This window comes from Cupriavidus sp. PB-02, assembly GCF_058252315.1.
On record NZ_CM177695.1, the window covers coordinates 601250 to 619415 of the forward strand.

18 protein-coding genes are annotated in these 18166 nt (G+C 63.4%); 15 read left to right on the forward strand and 3 right to left on the reverse strand.

What is annotated here, in order from left to right; genetic code table 11:
• The first annotated feature begins 46 nt into the window (after positions 1-46).
• The 13 genes from AC10V3_RS23520 (at position 47) to AC10V3_RS23580 (ending at position 12631) form a co-directional block, all read left to right on the forward strand.
• Complete coding sequence (locus AC10V3_RS23520) at positions 47-673, forward strand: 2-hydroxychromene-2-carboxylate isomerase (protein WP_022537808.1); 627 nt, start codon at positions 47-49, stop codon at positions 671-673.
• An 11-nt stretch (positions 674-684) separates the two neighbouring features.
• Positions 685-1389 (forward strand): glutathione S-transferase N-terminal domain-containing protein, encoded by a 705-nt coding sequence (locus tag AC10V3_RS23525; RefSeq protein WP_022537809.1) that lies wholly within the window; start codon positions 685-687, stop codon positions 1387-1389.
• 19 nt (positions 1390-1408) lie between these two features.
• Positions 1409-2695, forward strand: a complete 1287-nt coding sequence (locus AC10V3_RS23530) for a CaiB/BaiF CoA transferase family protein (RefSeq protein ID WP_022537810.1) — start codon at positions 1409-1411, stop codon at positions 2693-2695.
• 17 nt (positions 2696-2712) lie between these two features.
• The gene (gene gorA, locus AC10V3_RS23535) at positions 2713-4143 is read left to right on the forward strand and encodes a glutathione-disulfide reductase (RefSeq protein ID WP_490924065.1); all 1431 of its coding nucleotides are present in this window, start codon (positions 2713-2715) and stop codon (positions 4141-4143) included.
• 60 nt (positions 4144-4203) lie between these two features.
• Positions 4204-5169, forward strand: a complete 966-nt coding sequence (locus AC10V3_RS23540) for a tripartite tricarboxylate transporter substrate-binding protein (protein WP_490924066.1) — start codon at positions 4204-4206, stop codon at positions 5167-5169.
• Between the two features lie 354 nt (positions 5170-5523).
• Positions 5524-6639 (forward strand): hypothetical protein, encoded by a 1116-nt coding sequence (locus AC10V3_RS23545; RefSeq protein WP_490924067.1) that lies wholly within the window; start codon positions 5524-5526, stop codon positions 6637-6639.
• Between the two features lie 44 nt (positions 6640-6683).
• Positions 6684-7265: a UGSC family (seleno)protein gene (locus tag AC10V3_RS23550; protein WP_022537814.1), complete on the forward strand. Its 582-nt coding sequence runs from the start codon at positions 6684-6686 to the stop codon at positions 7263-7265.
• A gap of 2 nt (positions 7266-7267) precedes the next feature.
• Positions 7268-7606 (forward strand): thioredoxin family protein, encoded by a 339-nt coding sequence (locus AC10V3_RS23555; protein WP_041681695.1) that lies wholly within the window; start codon positions 7268-7270, stop codon positions 7604-7606.
• A 106-nt stretch (positions 7607-7712) separates the two neighbouring features.
• Entirely contained in the window at positions 7713-8942 is a 1230-nt protein-coding gene (locus tag AC10V3_RS23560; protein WP_490924069.1) for a CaiB/BaiF CoA transferase family protein, read from the forward strand.
• Positions 8943-8987: 45 nt separating this feature from the next.
• Entirely contained in the window at positions 8988-9962 is a 975-nt protein-coding gene (gene trxB, locus AC10V3_RS23565; RefSeq protein WP_454752721.1) for a thioredoxin-disulfide reductase, read from the forward strand.
• A gap of 69 nt (positions 9963-10031) precedes the next feature.
• Positions 10032-11015, forward strand: coding sequence for a Bug family tripartite tricarboxylate transporter substrate binding protein (locus AC10V3_RS23570; protein ID WP_022537818.1), 984 nt, complete (start codon positions 10032-10034; stop codon positions 11013-11015).
• Positions 11016-11102: 87 nt separating this feature from the next.
• Entirely contained in the window at positions 11103-12035 is a 933-nt protein-coding gene (locus tag AC10V3_RS23575) for a LysR family transcriptional regulator (RefSeq protein WP_490924070.1), read from the forward strand.
• 227 nt (positions 12036-12262) lie between these two features.
• Positions 12263-12631, forward strand: a complete 369-nt coding sequence (locus AC10V3_RS23580; protein ID WP_490924071.1) for a hypothetical protein — start codon at positions 12263-12265, stop codon at positions 12629-12631.
• A gap of 40 nt (positions 12632-12671) precedes the next feature.
• Here AC10V3_RS23580 and AC10V3_RS23585 read toward each other — a convergent pair whose 3' ends face one another.
• On the reverse strand, positions 12672-13616 hold the full coding sequence (locus AC10V3_RS23585) for a LysR family transcriptional regulator (RefSeq protein WP_490924072.1): 945 nt from the start codon (positions 13614-13616) through the stop codon (positions 12672-12674).
• 143 nt (positions 13617-13759) lie between these two features.
• Here AC10V3_RS23585 and AC10V3_RS23590 point away from each other — a divergent pair, with 143 nt between their 5' ends.
• Complete coding sequence (locus AC10V3_RS23590) at positions 13760-15007, forward strand: CaiB/BaiF CoA transferase family protein (RefSeq protein WP_022537822.1); 1248 nt, start codon at positions 13760-13762, stop codon at positions 15005-15007.
• Entirely contained in the window at positions 15000-16139 is a 1140-nt protein-coding gene (locus tag AC10V3_RS23595; protein WP_022537823.1) for an acyl-CoA dehydrogenase family protein, read from the forward strand. The genes AC10V3_RS23590 and AC10V3_RS23595 overlap by 8 nt, the downstream gene beginning before the upstream one ends.
• Positions 16140-16148: 9 nt before the next feature.
• On the opposite strand, the gene AC10V3_RS23600 is transcribed toward AC10V3_RS23595, so the two are convergent.
• Complete coding sequence (locus AC10V3_RS23600) at positions 16149-17477, reverse strand: epoxide hydrolase family protein (RefSeq protein WP_041681698.1); 1329 nt, start codon at positions 17475-17477, stop codon at positions 16149-16151.
• A 53-nt stretch (positions 17478-17530) separates the two neighbouring features.
• Positions 17531-17932, reverse strand: coding sequence for a cupin domain-containing protein (locus tag AC10V3_RS23605; protein ID WP_022537825.1), 402 nt, complete (start codon positions 17930-17932; stop codon positions 17531-17533).
• Between the last annotated feature and the right edge of the window lie 234 nt (positions 17933-18166).

Sequence of the window (18166 nt, forward strand, 5' to 3'; positions counted from 1 at the left end):
TCACTACCCCGCCAGCAACCAGATCCTATCAGCCAGGAGCAATGCAGTGACCAAGAATCGTGTCGACGTCTACTGGGACATTGGAAGCACCAATACCTACTTCGCCCTCAAACTTATCAGGCCAATCCTGGAGCGCCACGACGCAGAACTCGTGCTGCATCCGTACAACCTGGGCCATGTCTTCCGGCAGTACGGCTATGAGCTGATGAAGGAGCCCAAGTCCAAGTTGCGGTACCGCAAGCGCGATCTGATGCGTTGGGCGGAAAAGTTCAATCTGCCGTTTCAGATCCCGCGCCAGTTTCCCATCAAGTCGAGCCGGGTGCTGCGCGGCTCTCTGGCAATGCGCCGCCAGGGTCTCGAACTCGAATTCGTCGAGCAGGTCTTCAGTGCTTACTGGGAGAGGGGCGACGCGACGATTGTCGAGTACGCCGGCTTGCGGCCGATTGCCACGGAATTGGGGGTCGACCCGGACTGGTTTGAGGCGATGAGCGCCAGTGATGAGATCGGCAAGGAACTGGTGGAGGCCACGGACCGCGCAGTCGAACGCGGGGTCTTCGGGGTGCCGATGATCCTTGTCGGCGATGAGATGTTCTGGGGCAAGGACCGCATGGAGTTCGTTGAAGATGAACTTCGCCGGCAGTTCGAGAATTCGCAAGTCCTGGCAATTGCCTGACGAGGTCGATCATGATTGACCTGTACTTCTGGAGCACGCCCAACGGCTATAAGGTCTCGATCCTTTTGGAAGAGCTCGCCCTCCCGTACCGGGTAATACCCGTGCACATAGGGAAGGGGGATCAGTTCAAGCCGGATTTCCTCAGGATCAGCCCGAACAACAAGATCCCCGCGATCGTCGATCATGACGGCCCGGGCGACGAACCGTTCGCTATGTTCGAGTCCGGCGCCATCATGATGTATCTCGCCGAGAAAGCCGGATGGAAGTTCCTTCCCCAGGACATGCAGCCGCGCCAGGAAGTTGTGCAGTGGCTGATGTTCCAGATGGGGGGAGTCGGCCCGATGCTCGGCCAGGCCCATCATTTCCGCAAGTACGCGCCCGAGCCAATCCCTTACGCGGTCGATCGCTACACGAATGAGGCGGCCAGGCTGTATCGCGTGATCGACCGGCGCCTGGGAGACGTGGCGTACCTGGGCGGCAACGAGTACTCGATCGCTGACATGGCCACGTACCCGTGGCTGCGCGCGCATAAATGGCAAGGGCAGGCACTGGAGGATTTTCCGAACCTGCGGCGTTGGTACGGAACCGTCCGGGCACGTCCGGCAGTCCAGAGGGGGCTTGCGGTGCTCTCCGACAAAGTGGACAAATCCGGCGCGAAGCCCGCCGGCGAACGCTGGGACAACCTGTTCGGCGCCTCGCAGTTTGACACCCGCTGAGCTCTCGCAAGGAACGCACATGTCTTCGCCTTCAATGCTTCAGGGATACCGTGTCCTTGATATCACGCAGATTGTTGCTGGTCCCACCTGTGGCCGTCTCCTGGCCGAGATGGGCGCGGATGTCGTCAAGCTCGAACTTGGTCCGCACGGTGACCGGACGCGGATCGGTGGCTTGCGGCCGACGGCCCCCGAATACAAGGGCACCACGCACAGCACTTACTATTTTCAGCACAACCATTCCAAGAGAAGCTTGGCGCTGGATTTCAAGCATCCTCATGCCCGGGATCTGATCCGGCGGCTGGTGCCCAAGTTCGACGTCGTGATCGAAAACTTCTCACCCGGCGTGATGGCGCGCGCAGGTTTGTCCTACGGCGAACTCAAGGCGCTGCATCCCGGCCTGATCATGTGCTCGATCTCGCTGGCGGGACAGACGGGGCCGTTGAGCCAGAAGCCTGGCTACGACTACATCGCCCAGGCCTATTCCGGCGTCACTGACCTGATCGGTGACCCGAATGGCGAGCCGGCGCTCATCACGATGGCAATCGGGGACATGACCACCGGCTGGGCCGCCGCGATGGCCATCAGCTTCGCGCTGCTGCACCGTGAGCGCACCGGGGAGGGGCAGCATGTCGAAGCTTCGTTGCTCGACAGCTACATGAATATGCACGAGGTGGCGATGCCTCGCGTCTCTCTGCGAAAGAACTACACACCCAGGCGAACCGGATCGCAGCATCCGGACGGTGGGCCGACCGGCATCTTCCGCTGTTCGGATGGCAGCTACATAACGCTGGCCACGCTGCCGCACCAGTGGAAGGCGTTCGTCGAGGCGCTGGAGCAGCCCGGGTTGCTCGATGACCCGCGCTTCTCCACAGCGGCGCTACGACGCGACAACAATACAGCGTTGAAATCGGTCCTCGAGGCGTGGCTGGCGCGATTCCCTACGCGCGAAACGGCGATCGAGCGGCTCGAGGTAAAGCGTATTCCGGTAGCGCCGGTCCTGACGCTCAACGAGGCGATGGCCCATCCGCACATGCGCGCTCGTGGCACGGTCCGACGCGTACATGATCAGACGCTCGGGGCGTTTGACATTCCCGGGATGCCTGTCAGGTTCTCCGGTTGGACGCCGTCCAACGATCTCCATGCGGATCTGATGGGGGAGAACAACGAGTCCACGCTGGTGGAGCTTCTTGGGCTCACCGACGCCGAGATCGCTGGTCTCTATGCCGAGGGCGTGCTGGTCCGCGACCCCAGCATCGACAAGCTCTCTCGTCGTGAGCGCGACGCAACCCATGCTATGGCCGAGTAGGCCCACCAGGAGCTTTCATGTCCTATGAGCTGGATCTGTTCGTCATCGGCGCGGGCTCTGGCGGCGTTCGGGCTGCGCGCATTGGGGCGCGCGCCGGGGCCCGTGTGGCGATCGCGGAAGCCGACCGGGTTGGTGGCACATGCGTCATGCGAGGATGTGTACCAAAGAAGTTGCTGGTCCTGGCAAGCCGGTTCTCCGATAGCTTTGCCGACGCCCCGGGATTTGGCTGGCGCGTAGACAACCGGCACTTCGATTGGTCCCGACTCCTCGCCGCAAAGGATCGCGAACTCGCGCGGCTGGAGCAAGCGTATTCCAACGGCCTGGATGCAGACGGCGTCACCCTCTATCGAGAGCGTGCCGTGATCGAGGACGCGCACACCGTCCGGTTGGCGTCTGGAAGGTCCCTCCGTTCGCGCTACATACTGGTGGCGACAGGTGGATCCCCAGTCATGCCCACGCATATCGCCGGAGCTTGCCACGGGATCACCTCGGATGAGGCGTTCGGCCTCGAGGCCTTGCCCGATCGCATCCTGATCGTCGGCGGCGGCTATGTCGCGGTGGAGTTTGCCGGCATCTTCCGTGGGATGGGTGTCGCCACAACACTGGTCCACCGAGGGAGCCATCTGCTCCGAGGATTCGATGCCGACCTGCAGTCGCGCCTCGAAACTGCCTACGTACAGCGGGGCGTCGATCTGCGGCTGCGCACAACGGTTACCAGCATCGAACAAGGGGAGGGCGGAGGGTTGGATGCAAACCTTTCCGACGGTACCGGAATGCGAGTCGACACAGTGCTGTTTGCCGTGGGGCGTCGGCCTCTTACATCGGAGATTGGGCTCAAGGAAAACGGCGTGGCCATGGATTCGTCCGGGTCCATCCAGGTCGACGCCGACTCACGAACGAGCGTGCCATCAATCTTTGCGGTAGGTGACGTGACCAATCGTGCCAACCTGACACCCGCGGCAATCCTGGAGGGGCAAGCCGTCGCGGAATTGCTGTTTGGCGATGGCAAGACGCGCAGGATGAACTACGGAAGGATTCCTACCGCTGTCTTCTCGACGCCGGAGATCGCTACCGTGGGCCTGTCCGAAGCGGCAGCGCGAGCAGGCGGCGGGCCCGTGCGGGTGTTTCGTACAGACTTCCGCCCGCTGTCCGCAACGCTTTCCGGGAGCGCCGAACGCGTACTTATGAAGATCGTGGTCGATGCGGTCACCGACAAGGTCGTCGGCGTGCATATCGCAGGCGCCGGCGCGGCAGAGATGGTGCAACTCGTTGCGGTCGCGCTCGAAGCCGGGGCGACCAAGGCGCAGTTCGACAGCACCATCGCGCTGCATCCAACGGCTGCCGAGGAACTGGTCACGCTGCGAGAGCCACTTCCCGACCCGGTTTCTGACCATTCACCACAAGGCATCGCGAGCCCGTTGATGACCGGGGCGCTGGCAGTTTCGTGAATGCTGCGGCCGGCCACGGCTCCGACACAGCACAGACCAAAAGATAAATGGAGACAAGCAATGAAGCAGTACCTCTACCTTCTGGCAGGCGCGATCCTTTCGTGTCCGGCCTATGCGGATTCATTTCCATCCAAGCCGGTGACGCTGGTGGTTCCCTTCAGCGCAGGCGGCCCAACGGACGTGGTCGCGAGATCCTTGGCGGTAGCGATGGGCCGTGCGCTCGGGCAACCTGTGGTGGTCGAGAATCGAGCGAGCTCCAGCGGCATTGTCGGCAGCGAAGTCGTAACCCGGGCCGAGCCGGACGGCTATACGCTTCTGATCCACAACATTGGCTTTGCGACCCTGCCAGCCTTGTCGCGCAGCCTCCGCTTCGATCCCCTGAAGGACTTCTCGTACATCGGCCAGGTGGTCGACGTGCCGATGACCCTGATCGGGCGGAAAGACATGAAGCCAGAGGGATTCGCGGAACTCGTACCCTGGATAACGGCGCGGCAGAAGCAGATCAACATCTCTAATGCAGGCGTCGGTACGGCGTCGCATCTGTGTGGGCTGCTGCTGATGAACCGGCTGGGCGTATCGATGACATCGGTGCCTTACAAAGGAGCGGGGCCAGCGATGACCGACCTGATGGGCGGACAGGTGGACTTGATGTGCGACCAGGTAACGACGACGACACAGCCGATTCTGACGCACCGGGTCAAGGCCTACGGCACGACCACGGCGGCCCGCCTTTCAAACCTGCCGGAGGTTCGGACACTTCAGGAGCAGGGACTGGATCGCTTCGAGGTGACTGTCTGGCACGGACTGTATGCGCCGAAACGTACGCCCAGGCCAGTGATCGACAAGCTCTCTGCCGCCTTGCGGGCCGCGCTGGCGGAGCCGGCGTTCAAGGCTTCGATGGCCAAGCTTGGTGCCGTCCCGGTAGACGGCAACAAAGCAACGCCGGAGGGGCTGGAGGACCAACTGCGAAAGGAGATTGCCAAATGGACCCCAGTGATCACGAACGCGCGAGCCTACCTGGACTGACCGCAGACGCGGCCGATCTCGATGCCTCGGTTCCACAAGTCGGAGCGAATGACGTGGAGGGGGCGCATCCGCCGGATGCTGCCTCCGGCGGTTCGAGGTCGGCGAAGGAACGCAGGTTGCGGCGAGCCGATGCGGCCCTTGGCAGGCTTTTGCGACAACGAGCCCTGTCGTGACGAGGGGGGCGAACTGTCCCGCTGCGGCCCTCGAGGGCGCGGGGGTTGATGTGCCACCGCTCCCCGCAATATATGCATAAAACGCAATCAAATTGGTAAATAGTTTATTGTTGTAATTAATCGGCCACAGCCTCTATTCTCCTCTCTACCAACACGACAACGTTAGACAGGAGTCAGGACAATGAGCGCTGTGATGCAGGAAGGTGCGGGGGTGAGCTGTGTTCCGGCTGGGGTCGACCTGGTTGAGTACTACTACGAGCGCGGGTTCAGCGATGGCTTGCCGGTGGTGCCGCCCACGCAGGAAAAGGTCGACGAAATCGTTGCGCGGCTGGGCGGTGATCCGAAGTTCGTTGAGGCCCGCATTGCCCCGCGTTGGGGCGAACTGAGTCGCGAAGTGCTTGCGGTCAATATGGTGATGGCCGGCTGCAAGCCCGAGTACACCCCGGTTGTCCTGGCCGCCGTCAAGGCGCTGACGGACCAGGCGTTCAACCTGAACGGGGTGCAGGCAACCACGCACGTCGCCTCGCCGCTGCTGATCGTCAATGGCCCGATTGCCCGCGAGATCGGGATGAACGGCGGCTGCAATGCCTTTGGCTCGGGCAACCGTGCGAACGCGACCATCGGCCGGGCGATTCGCCTGATCATGCTCAACGTCGGCGGTGGCTGGCCCGGCGATCTGGACAAGAGCACGCTGGGCCATCCGGGGAAGTACACCTATTGCGTGGCCGAGAACGAGGCGCAAAGCCCGCTGGCCCCGTATCACGTCGAACATGGCTACAAGCCGGAAGACTCGACCGTGTTCGTGATGGCCGCTGAAGCACCGCACAGTGTGACCAACCACATCTCGAACGACCCAGAAGGCATCCTGGACACGATGTGCTCGGCCATGAGCACCATTGCTTCGAACAGCGCCGTGCTGGGTGGGCACATTGCGGTGGTGCTAGGCCTGGAGCATGCGCAAACCATCGGCAAATACGGCTGGTCCCGCGCGGACGTGCGCAACTACCTCTTCCACAACCACGGCAATCGCTTCATCGACCTGGCGTATGGCCATCGCTATGGCAAGGTCTACAACCGAAACCTGCCGAAGTACTACAAGCGCGAAGATGACACGCGCATTCCCATCATCCATAGCCCGGACAACATCCACCTGTTTGTGATGGGTGGTGAGGCGGGGCGTTTCTCGGTGCTGGTCCCCGGCTGGGGCCACATGAGCACGCCGGTGCTGCGCGCGGTCGAGGGCAGTGGGGCCGGTGACAACGGCGCGGAGTGTGTTGGCGGTGCGTGCGCCCTCTGATGTTGTCGTACCGAACCCGTAACAAAGAACATTAGGAGATTGCCATGTTGATGAAGAGCGAAGAATCCACTGTTGAAGTGTTCGACCCGCGCGGCGCGCTGCGTTTTGAGGATGCGCCGGTTTCCGAGCGAAAGACGTCGCTGAAACAGCTGCGCCTCGGCATCCTGGACAACTCGAAGTGGAATGCCAACAAGCTGCTCCGCGGTGCAGCGGCAGCGCTGGGTGAGGACATCGACTTCGCTGCGGTGAACTACTACGTCAAGCACAGCTTCTCAAAGGACGCTACGCCTGAGCTGATCGCGCAAATTGCGGCAGAGAACGACGTCGTGCTGACTGCCATCGGGGATTGCGGCTCGTGCTGCTCGGCCTGCATTCGCGACTCGATCGCCCTGGAAAAACTGGGTATCCCGAGCGCCGCGATTATCACCACCGAATTCGTTCGCGAGACGGAACTGACCCGCCAGGCGGTCGGCATGAAGTCCCTCGAGCCTGTGGTCATCTCGCACCCCGTGAGCTCCATCACGCCTGAAGAAGTGGCGCATCGCGTAGGGCAGATCAAGGAACAGGCTCAGCAAGTGTGGCTTGGCACGAAGGAGCCGCTGAAGACCAAAGTCGAGCTCCAGTGATCATGAACACGACCGCCCAAAGTTCCGGCATGCAGGACATCGATGCATTGCTCGCGCAAAGCGAAATGCCAGTTCTCATCGATTGCTTCAGCCCCGATTGCAAGCCCTGTGCTGCCCTGGCGCCGGTGCTTGACGAGGTGGCGGGTGCGATGGACGGCCGCATGGTCGTCGAGAAAGTGGACGTGGTAGCGAACCCGGACGTGGCCTCCCGGTTTGGTGTGCGTGGCGTACCAACGCTGTTGCTGTTCCAGGGCGGAAAGTTGCAAGCCACGCGCACCGGCGCGGCCACACGTACCCAACTGGTTACGTGGCTTGCGGCGCAGCGGATCGCCACCCGTTGAATCCCGAGGGCGTCAATACCTGTGAAGGGACGCACGACATCCACGCCCAAACCTTTGGGCGTGCGATGACTGGTCTGGCTGCATTCCAAATGGAGGCCATGAAGTCATGGGGGCATTGTCTCATCTGCGCGTGTTGGATTTATCCCGGGTACTTGCGGGACCATGGGCGAGCCAGATACTCGCCGATCTTGGCGCGGAGGTCATCAAGATCGAGCGACCGGAAGCGGGTGACGACACCCGCTCATGGGGCCCGCCATGGGTCAATCCCGTGGATTGGCGCGACGATGCGCGTCAGTCCGCATACTTTGCCGGCGCGAATCGGAACAAGCAATCGGTAGCCATCGATCTCAGTCATCCGCGCGGCCAGGCACTGGTTCGTGCCTTAGCCGAGCACTGCGATGTCGTTGTTGAAAACTTCAAGGTGGGTGGCTTGAAGCAATACGGCCTCGATTACGAGTCACTTCGCGAGATCAATCCAAGGATCGTGTACTGCTCGATCACTGGATTCGGCCAGACCGGACCCTATTCCCATCGGCCCGGATACGATTTCCTCGTGCAGGGGATGGGTGGACTCATGAGCATTACCGGCAGGCCCGATGGTGAGCCGGGAGAAGGGCCCCTGAAAGTTGGTGTTGCGCTTACCGACATCATGACGGGGCTCTACGCCACCATCGGTATTCTGGCGGCACTTGCACACCGGGAGAAATCGGGGATCGGCCAGTGGGTGGATGCAGCATTGCTGGACGTGCAGATCGCGTGCCTGGCAAACCAGGCCATGAATTTCCTGGCGAGCGGAGATCAGCCGCCGCGTCTGGGAAATGGTCATCCGAACATCGTTCCCTACCAGGATTTCGGTACCTCGGATGGTCACATCATTATCACGGTAGGCAATGAGGGGCAATTCTCCCGGCTCTGCGAGGTCCTGGGTGAGCCGCAGTGGCGCCATGATCCTCGTTTCGCCTCGAACAACCGTCGCATCGAGAATCGCCACGTCCTGGTGCCTCTGATCGAGTCGGTCGTAAGGACCAGGACGACGCAGGACTGGCTGACGCAACTTGAGGCGAACGGGGTTCCGTGCGGCCCTATCAACAATCTCAATGACGTCTTCTCCGATCCGCATGTCATGCATCGTGGCATGAAGGTCGACATGGCATCCGAGGACGGGAGCAGCGTCTGCGTCGTCGCAAGCCCGATACGCCTGTCCGGCACACCAGTCGAGTACAGGAGCCCGCCACCCCGTCTTGGATCGAGTACTGCCGCTGTGCTCAAGAGCGTGCTCAGGACTGACGACGCGGAAATCGAGCTGCTCGCCAAGGACAACATTATTCAGACCTAATCTGTTTGCAGTAGTCAGTTACGTATCCATTTTTCGAGAGTCACCATGAGTTCTAATGAAGCGAATGCCCACGTGCGCGTGCTGATCCTTGGCTCTGGCCCCGCCGGCTATACCGCCGCCTTGTATGCGGCACGAGCCAATCTCTCGCCCGTTCTGGTTACCGGTGCCGCGCAAGGCGGGCAACTCATGACCACGACCGACGTCGACAACTGGCCCGCCGATGTCGATGGGGTCACCGGCCCCGACTTGATGGAACGATTCCAGCGCCATGCGGAGCGCTTCGATGCGAGGATCGTTTTCGATCAGATCGAGGAGGTCGATTTGAGCAAGCGTCCTTTTACGCTGCGCGGTGAGTCTGGGACGACCACGTGCGACGCACTGATTGTCGCGACAGGTGCTTCTGCAAAGTATCTCGGCCTCCCTTCCGAAGAAGCGTTCCGGGGCCGGGGCGTGAGCGGGTGCGCGACGTGCGACGGCTTCTTCTATCGAAACCAGGATGTTTGCGTTGTCGGTGGTGGCAATACGGCGGTGGAGGAAGCGCTTTACCTGTCGAACATCGCCGCGACCGTGCATCTGATTCACCGCAGGGATAGCTTCCGCGCCGAGCCGATCCTCGTCTCCCACCTGATGGAGAAGGTCGCTACCGGAAAGATTCATCTTCATCTTTGGCACGAACTCGAGGAGGTGACTGGCGACGCGTCCGGCGTCACCGGCGTGCGACTGCGCGACATCAGGCAAGGCGGGGAAGTCGAGCTGTTGGTGACCGGCTGCTTCATTGCGATCGGGCACAAACCGAATACGGACATCTTCAAGGGGAAACTCGAGATGCGGGATGGTTACATCCTGACTCGCAGCGGGCTGGGCGGCATGTCGACGATGACAAGCATTGCCGGCGTCTTTGCGGCCGGAGACGTTCAGGACGCCATCTATCGGCAGGCCATCACCTCGGCAGGAAGTGGCTGCATGGCTGCGCTGGACGCGCAGCGCTACCTCCAGGAAGAGGGAAGCGTAACGAGATAGTCCTCGGTAACAACGGAAGCAAGTGTTCCGGTCGGAAGTTAAAACAATGATGACATCCAGGAGACAAAGATGGATAGGCGCCAGTTCTTGAGGGCCGGAGTTGCCGCATTTGGCACAGCCCAGCTTATTGGACTTCCGACGCTCGCGTCGGCAACTCCATATCCCATTGGTCCGGTTCGCGTGGTCATACCCTTCCCGGCCGGCGGTCCCACCGATGTCGTTGGCAGGATTGTGGCGCACCAGATGTCGGAGGTTCTCAAGCAATCGTTTGTCGTGGACAACCGCGGCGGCGCGAGCGGCACGATCGGTGCAGACATGGTAGCCAAGGCGCCGCCCAATGGGCAGACGTTGCTGATCAATGTCTCGGCGCAGGTCATCAATCCGTTCCTGTACCCGAAGCTTCCCCACGATCCCATCAAGGATTTCACGCCGATCACGAGCCTGGCATCCACGCCGATTCAGCTCCTGGTGGCGTCCGACCTGCCGATTCATAGCGTCAGTGAGTTGGTGCGGTACGTCAAGTCCCGCCCAACAGGCTGCAGCTTTGCGTCATCCAGCAACGGGACGCCCGGCCATCTGGCAGGCGAATTGTTCAAGATGCTCACGGGAATTTCGGCAGTGCACGCCCCCTATAAGGGGAGCGCGCCCGCATTGACCGATCTTATCGGCGGGCAGGTGACATTCATGTTTGATTCCATGCCGGCGTCGTTGCCGCTGGTCAAGGCCGGAAAGCTCCGCGCGTTGGCCGTGACGGGCAATCGCCGCTCGAAGAGTTTGCCGGACACCCCGACCTTGGTGGAGAGCGGCTATCCGGAGATGACGATGACGACCTGGTACGGACTTTGGGCTCCCGCAAAGACACCACAGGAAATTGTCGCGGCGCTTCAGGCGGCCACGGTCAAGGCGCTGGCCAACCAGGAGGTGCGCGCGCGGTTGGCAGATCTGTCGGCCGAGCCGCTCGGGGAATCGCCCGAGCGATTTGCTGCTTTCTGCAAGGAGGAAGCGGACCGCTACGCAAAGATCATCAAGGCGGCGGGAATTCGGCTGGCGTAACTGCCGAATCATGCCCACAACGGGCGCGAGACATGCGTTGGCTTGCGGCATAATCGGGTAGCCATCGAACGTCACCTGCCTGCCGCCATGAACAAGAACCTCGTACCTGACCTGAGTTCCCGCGAGTTGCAGGCGGTCTGCGCCATCGCCGACGAAGGAAGCTTTCTCGCGGCTTCCATTGCGTTGGATCTTTCGCAGCCGGCACTGACGCGCACGGTGCAGCGAGTCGAAGCTGCAATTGGCGTCGAGCTGTTTCGTCGCTCCACCAGAAAGGTCGAGATAACGCCCGCAGGACAAGAATTTGTCGCGCTGGCAAACCGGATCCTGGCGGACCTCCGGATTTCATTCGAGGGAATGCGGGAGATCGCCGATGAGCAGCGGGGTCAGGTCATCATCTCCGCTGTGATGTCGGTGGCATATACCCATCTCCCGACCGTTGTTGCAAGCTATAGAGAGTCAAGGCCGCGCATTGAGATCCAGGTCAGGGAAGGCGTTCACGGCACGGTAATGGACGACGTACGCAGCGGTGTCGCCGACCTGGGGCTCACCTATGTCGACGATATCCCCGGCGAGTTTTCCAGCATTGCATTGGGTCGTGAGGGATTTCACGTGGTCATGCCCACGAGCCACCCCCTCGCTGGCCGCAAGACGCTGACGCTTGTCGAAGTTGCCAACTACGCCATGGTGTCGCTACCGAAGGAGGCTCAAACGCGCCGAATGCTGGACGGTGCCGCCGCAGCCGCTGGCCTGAATCTGAAACATGCGGTCACGGTGAATCAGTTCGCGACGGTGATGCAGTTCGTGCACGCCGGTGTTGGCCTGGCGATCGTTCCAGGCGGCGCAGTCCCTGCCGCCCTGGGGCCTGGCCTGATACTGAAGCCGCTGGCCCAGCCCGCGTTGACGCGGAGCATTGGAGTTGTCGTATTGCAGGGCCGCAGTCTCACGCCTAGCGCCGAAGGCTTCCTGTCGCAGCTCAAGGAGCATTGGATGACTCGTCCTGGAACCAGGAAGGCCTCATAGGTATTTATGCCGATTCAACGCGCAAGCGGTCTGAATCAATCCTCGTCCAAGTTCGCGCGATGCGGATGCGATGACGGAGATCCCGGAACCACTGAGCTTGCACTGATGGAAGCGATGCCCGAGGCCACGGATATCAAATACGTGCTAGGGCTGCAGGAATCGGTCGTCTTCATTGGCGGCAGAACTCAAATGCTCGACTCTCATAACTCCGATCGTGGACTAGAACGATGGACCAGCCCGCAAAGCAACTGGGAACCTGCGCCGATCCGACATCCGCTGATCTTCTTCACTACATTCGGGCAATGGTAAGAAGACTTCGCGCCGCCGCAACCGAACCTCACCGCGTCCATGATCAAAGTATCGAACGGCGCCTGGCAACGCTCTTGAGGCACGCGATCGACAGTTCATCCGCGCTTGATATTGTCGTGACGCTCGGCTGTGCGGCAGAATTGTCCTTATATCCAGAAGAGACCATATTGGAGCAGTGCACTTCGGCGGTCCGTGCTGCCGGAAAGCCTACATTGGTTGGTGCATTGTGGGCTGTGCGGCATCGGTGCGCGAGAGCAGGAGAAGATCGCCGCCGCTTCGTCATCTAGAACCTGGGCCGCATAGACCCCGGCTTCATCCGCCCAGCCATCACCGTTCCCCGCCAGCCGCACGCTTGCGTTGAGCCGGCCTTGCCCGCGCCGCCATCGCCTCTCCCACCGCGTCCCGCACGCATGCCGCCAGCAACTCCGAAGCCCGCGTCCGGGTTGTGGCACTCGGCCGCGCAATCACCAGCGGCTGCCGCACCGTCTCCTCCAGAATCGGCCGCTCCGCCACGCTTGCGCTCTGGCTTGACGCAGGCGCCTGCGTAATCAGAAGCGCCACCCCCAACCCATTCGCCACCATGCTCCGCGCCAGCTCCAGCGAAGTTGCGCGGTAGCGCACCTCGGGCTGCAGCCCGAATTGCCAGAACGGTGCCATCAGGAATTCGCGGCTGTGCGGCAGATCGATCAGGATCAGCGGCTCCCCCGCCAGTTCGTGCAGCGATATCCCACCCTTGCGCCGCGCCAGCCGGGAGGCGGCAGGCACCAGCCCGTAGGGCCTGAGTTCCGCCAGCACTTCGCGATCGATTTCATTGGGCAGGCCCACGTCGTAGGTCAGCGCCAACTCGATCTGCCCGCCGTGCAGCCAGTCTTCAAGCTGGGCCAGGTCGCCCTCGACGAAGCGCACCGACAGCCTGGGATAGCGCTCGCGCGCGATGCGCAGGACCAACGGCAGGTAGGCCGGCGCCAGCGTGCGGAAGACGCCGAGCCGGACCTCGCCGGCGGTGGCGTCGCCGCTCTTGTCGACTTCGAAGGCCGTGGCCGCGCCAAGGATGTGGCGCGCTTCGGCGAGCTTGCGCACGCCGAAGCGGGTCAGGGTCATCTTCGCGCCGGCGTCGCGCGCAAACAGCGCTTCCTCGAACAGCGTCTCCAGTTCGCGGATGGCGACGGAGATGGAGGGCTGGGAGACGTTCAACTGCCGCGCCGCCGCCGTGGTGCTGCCCGATTCCGCAGTCGCGACGAAGTAGCGCAACAGCCGCAGCGAGGTGCGCATTAGAAAATCCTATAGGTGCTAGTTGATTTCAATATTTTACTTGATAGCCTCCGCCGCACAGAATCGTGTCACCGCAACGCAAGCCGGCCGCCCCCCTGCAGGGCAGGGCGCCGCCAGGCCTGCAAGCTTTGGAGGAGCAAGAGGTGACCCAATCCGACCTGCCGCTGGCCGGCATTCGCATCATCGATTTCTCGCGCGTGCTGGCTGGCCCTTACTGCACGGCGCTGCTCGGCGATCTCGGCGCCGAGGTGATCAAGATCGAGCCGCCGGGTGGCGATGACTACCGCGCGGTCGGCCCCTTTGTCGACGGCAAGAGCGGTCTGTTCGCCGCGATGAACCGCAACAAGCAAAGCATCGTGATCGACCTGAAGGCGCAAGCGGGGCTGGAACTGGCGCGCTCGCTCTGCGCCCGGGCCGACGTGGTGGTGGAGAACTTCCGCCCGGGCGTGGCGGACAAGCTCGGCATCGGCTACCAGGCGCTGCACGCACTGAATCCGTCGCTGGTCTACGCCAGCGTTTCGGGCTTCGGCCAGACCGGCCCGGAATCGCACCGGCCGGCCTACGACATCATCCTGCAGGCGATGTGCGGGCTGATGGACGCCACCGGCGCGCCGGACGGCACGCCTACCTTGCTTGGTGAAGCGGTCTCCGATGCCGTCAGTGGCCTGTTTGCCTCCTGGGGCGTGCTGGCCGCGCTGCTGGCGCGGCAGAAGAGCGGCCGGGGCACCCATGTCGACGTCTCGATGTTCGACGCCACGCTGAGCCTCAGCGCCACCCTGGTCGCGCGCTATGCCGCGACCGGCCTGGCGCCGCAGCGGGTCGGCAACCGCCATCCGTCGTCCGCGCCGTTCGGCGCGTACCGCGCGGCGGATGGTTTCTACGTGGTGGCGGTGCTGAACAACAAGCTGTTCGAGGCGCTCGCCACGGCGATCGGCCGGCCCGAGATGGCGCAGGACCCGCGCTTTGCCGACGACCAGACGCGCTGCCGCTTCGAGGCCGAGCTGCGCGCCGGTCTCGAAGCCTGGTCGGCCACCCGTTCGGTGGCCGAGGTGAACCGGCTGCTGGGCGCGGCGGGCATTCCGGTTGCGCCCATCCGCAATGTGAAGGAGGCACTGGAAAGCGAGCATGCCGCCCATCGCGGCCTGCTGACCGAAGTGCCCGAGCCGGACGGCGGCACCGTGCGGCTGCCATCGCAGCCGGTGAAGTTCTCAGGCTATGGCGCCAACCGCGTGACGCCTGCGCCGACGCTGGGGCAGCACACCGAGGCCATCCTGGGCGGGCTGGGCATCGCCTCTGCCAGGTTGTGGGCCAGCGGCGCGCTGGGTGCCGCGGCGATGTCCGCCGATAGCGGGGAAACGCATATGTTCAACACGGAGAAGCAACATGCATAAGCGCTTGGGTGTCGAGCCGGGCGATCTGGAAATCGCGGACGCGATCAGCCGCTTCACGCAGAGCGAACTGGCGCCGAAGGCGGCCGAAGTGGATCGCGACGAAACCTCCACCACCCGCTATGTTCCCCAGCTAGCCGAACTCGGCCTGATGGGCATGAACCTGCCTGAGCGTTGGGGCGGCACCGAAACCTCGCCGGTCGCCCTGATCCTGTCGCTGGCCGAGGTCGCCAGGGCCTGCGCCTCGACCTCTTCGATGATTGGCGCGCACTACCTGGCCACCGATTCCATCCTGATCGGCGGCGACGACAGCCTGCGCGAGCGCTACCTGCCGGATGCGGCGGCGGGCACGAAGCTGGGCGCCTTCGCGCTGACCGAGCCGCGCGCAGGGTCCAACCCGGCCGACATGGCCACGCGCGCCACGCCGGAGGGCGACGGCTACCGCCTGCGCGGCGTCAAGCACTTTATCTCCAACGCGGACGCGGCGGACTTCATCGTGGTCTACGCCAAGACCGATCCGGGCGCCGGCACGCGCGGCATCAGCGCCTTCGTGGTCGATCGCCGCAGCGCCGGCGTCGAGGTCGCGCCCGCCGAGAAGCTGATGGGCATCCGCGGCGCGCCGGCCCACGAGGTGGCGCTGGACTGCTTCGTGCCGGCCGCCAACCGGCTGGGGCCAGAAGGCAGCGGCTTCCGCACGGCAATGAAGGTGCTCGACAACAGCCGCCTGGACGTGGCCGCGACCAGCCTGGGCATCGCCGAGGCGGCGCTGGCCTGCGCGGTGGACTGGGCCCGGCAGCGCCAGGTCGGCGGCGAGCCGCTGGCGCGCAAGCAAGGCCTGCAATGGATGTTCGCCGACATGCGCACGCGGCTGGAGGCGGCATGGCTGCTGACGCTGCAGGCAACGGTCCGGCGCCGGGACGGCGAGCCCTTTACCGAGCACGCCTCGATGGCCAAGCTCTATGCCTCGGAGACCGTCGCCTTCGTCACCGATACCGCGCTGCAGATCCACGGCGGCTACGGCTTTACGCGCGAGATGCCGCTGGAGCGGCTGGTGCGCGATGCCCGCATCCTGCGCATCTACGAGGGCTCGTCCGAGATCCAGCGCACCGTGATCGCGCGCGCCGTGCTGGGCTGAGCGCCGCGCTCAGCGCAGGGAGCGGAACGCGGCGCGCACCTCGGCGCTGAACAGCGCCGGCTCTTCCCAGGCCGCGAAGTGGCCGCCCTTGTCTACGCGGTTGTAGTAGACCAGGTTCCGATAGGTCCGTGCCGCCCAGTGCTTCGGCGGCCTGTAGACCTCTCCGGGGAAGATCGTCACTGCCGCCGGGATCGAGATGCCGGTCCCGCTGGCCGCGCCCGGATTGCTCTCCGCGTAGATGCGCCCGCTCGACGGCCCGGTGTTGGTCAGCCAGTAGAGCGTGATGTTGTCGAGCAGCTCGTCGCGGGTCAGCGCGCGCTCCGGGTCGCCGCGGGTGTAGACCCAGTCGGCGATCTTGTCATAGATCCACGCCGCCAGTCCCACGGGCGAGTCGGCGAGGCTGTAGCCCAGCGTTTGCGGACGCGTTCCCATGATCGCGGCGTAGCCCAAGCCCTTGTTGAGGAACTCCCTGGCCTGGTCGAATACCGCCTGCTCCTCGGCAGTCAGGCCCTCCGGGGCAGGGTCGCCGCTCTTCAGTGCCCTGGCAATTTCCGGCGGGAGCGTCGTCGCGCGCTCGATCCGGTTGACGTGGATGCCGAGCAGACCGGCAGGCGCCTGGCGGCCCATCGCATCGGAAATGATGGCGCCCCAGTCGCCGCCTTGCGAGACGTAGCGCGTGTATCCCAGGCGCTTCATCAGGACGTCCCAGGCGCGGCCGATGCGGTCCGGATTCCAGCCGGTGCCCTTGGGCTTCTCCGAAAAGCCGAAGCCAGGCAGGGACGGCAGCACCAGGTGGAAGGCATCGTCGGCAGAGCCGCCGTGCGCCGTGGGATCGGTCAGCGGACCGATCACCTTCAGCAACTCGAAGACCGACCCGGGCCAGCCGTGGGTCATGATCAGCGGCAATGCGTTCGGATGGCGGGAGCGGACGTGGATGAAATGAGTGTCCAGACCGTCGATATTGGTCAGGAACTGCGGCAAGGCATTGAGTTTCGCCTCGGCCTTGCGCCAGTCGTAGCCGGTCTGCCAGTAGCGCACCAGCGGCTGAAGCTTGTTGAGCTGCACGCCCTGCGCGCGGTCACTGACCGGCTCGGCGTCGGGCCACCGCGTCGCGGCCAGGCGGCGGCGCAGGTCGGTGAGCGCCGCTTGCGGAACGTTGACGCGAAAAGGGCGGATGGCGTCTGTGGCTGCGGCCCGCGCCCCGGCGGCCTGTGCCGTATCGGACGGGGTGGCGGCCGTTACCGGACGAAATGCCGCAAGGGCTGCCGCCGCCGCGCCGCTCAGCAACAGAGCCCGGCGGGACAGGACGGTAGCGTTGGGAGATTCCGATGCATTCATGGTCGCACTTCCTGGACTCTGGTCTTCAGTATCGCGGTGCATTCAGGTCACGCTCACTTGCCCGGTACGGCCAGCGGAGCGCCTTTCTTGACAATGTAGGTAGCGAGCTCCGCCGCCTTGCCGGTGCCGACATTCCGTGCCGAGTGGGCCGTTCCCGAGGGGATGAACAAGCTCTCGCCGGCCTTGAGCGTGACCGGCGGCTGGTCCCCGAGCTGGTACTCCAGCGTGCCTTCGAGGACAAAGGCGACTTCTTCGCCCGGATGAGAATGCTTCGGGGCAAACGCGCCCGGGTCGAAATCGACTCGCACCTGGACGGCCTCGCGTCCGGGCACGCTGATATCCTGCTTCAGCAGGTCCGTGCGATGGATGCCCACGGCCTGCGCCTGGGCCGCTTGCATCGCCATGCTGCTACCGACGACCAGCAACGCAGTCGCAATGAGTCGAGTCGTTTTCATTTGGAGGTCCTTTCATGCCCGGGGCATGCGTGTTAAGTGAACTGATGCGTGAGATGGCGATGACCGCCATCCGGTATCCGGAAAGCGCGGTGTCAACGCCGCGTTTCGAAGCCAGTGACACCATTTGAGCAACGTGACGTATTGGGGATGTATCGGCCGGGCGGGGTTTTCGTAAGCGCGTGTGTTCGCGGTAACGGCTGACACACTGCGATACAAAGCGGGCACCGCGAAGGC

What these genes read in the sequence shown, in the direction of transcription:
- AC10V3_RS23605 (WP_022537825.1), bottom strand. Translation starts at nt 17,932, where the DNA reads ATGAAAACGACTCGACTCATTGCGACTGCGTTGCTGGTCGTCGGTAGC.
- AC10V3_RS23580 (WP_490924071.1), top strand. Translation starts at nt 12,263, where the DNA reads ATGGACCAGCCCGCAAAGCAACTGGGAACCTGCGCCGATCCGACATCC.
- AC10V3_RS23550 (WP_022537814.1), top strand. Translation starts at nt 6,684, where the DNA reads ATGTTGATGAAGAGCGAAGAATCCACTGTTGAAGTGTTCGACCCGCGC.
- AC10V3_RS23560 (WP_490924069.1), top strand. Translation starts at nt 7,713, where the DNA reads ATGGGGGCATTGTCTCATCTGCGCGTGTTGGATTTATCCCGGGTACTT.
- AC10V3_RS23545 (WP_490924067.1), top strand. Translation starts at nt 5,524, where the DNA reads ATGAGCGCTGTGATGCAGGAAGGTGCGGGGGTGAGCTGTGTTCCGGCT.
- AC10V3_RS23530 (WP_022537810.1), top strand. Translation starts at nt 1,409, where the DNA reads ATGTCTTCGCCTTCAATGCTTCAGGGATACCGTGTCCTTGATATCACG.
- trxB (WP_454752721.1), top strand. Translation starts at nt 8,988, where the DNA reads ATGAGTTCTAATGAAGCGAATGCCCACGTGCGCGTGCTGATCCTTGGC.
- AC10V3_RS23570 (WP_022537818.1), top strand. Translation starts at nt 10,032, where the DNA reads ATGGATAGGCGCCAGTTCTTGAGGGCCGGAGTTGCCGCATTTGGCACA.
- AC10V3_RS23540 (WP_490924066.1), top strand. Translation starts at nt 4,204, where the DNA reads ATGAAGCAGTACCTCTACCTTCTGGCAGGCGCGATCCTTTCGTGTCCG.
- AC10V3_RS23585 (WP_490924072.1), bottom strand. Translation starts at nt 13,616, where the DNA reads ATGCGCACCTCGCTGCGGCTGTTGCGCTACTTCGTCGCGACTGCGGAA.
- AC10V3_RS23600 (WP_041681698.1), bottom strand. Translation starts at nt 17,477, where the DNA reads ATGAATGCATCGGAATCTCCCAACGCTACCGTCCTGTCCCGCCGGGCT.
- AC10V3_RS23575 (WP_490924070.1), top strand. Translation starts at nt 11,103, where the DNA reads ATGAACAAGAACCTCGTACCTGACCTGAGTTCCCGCGAGTTGCAGGCG.
- AC10V3_RS23525 (WP_022537809.1), top strand. Translation starts at nt 685, where the DNA reads ATGATTGACCTGTACTTCTGGAGCACGCCCAACGGCTATAAGGTCTCG.
- gorA (WP_490924065.1), top strand. Translation starts at nt 2,713, where the DNA reads ATGTCCTATGAGCTGGATCTGTTCGTCATCGGCGCGGGCTCTGGCGGC.
- AC10V3_RS23595 (WP_022537823.1), top strand. Translation starts at nt 15,000, where the DNA reads ATGCATAAGCGCTTGGGTGTCGAGCCGGGCGATCTGGAAATCGCGGAC.
- AC10V3_RS23555 (WP_041681695.1), top strand. Translation starts at nt 7,268, where the DNA reads ATGAACACGACCGCCCAAAGTTCCGGCATGCAGGACATCGATGCATTG.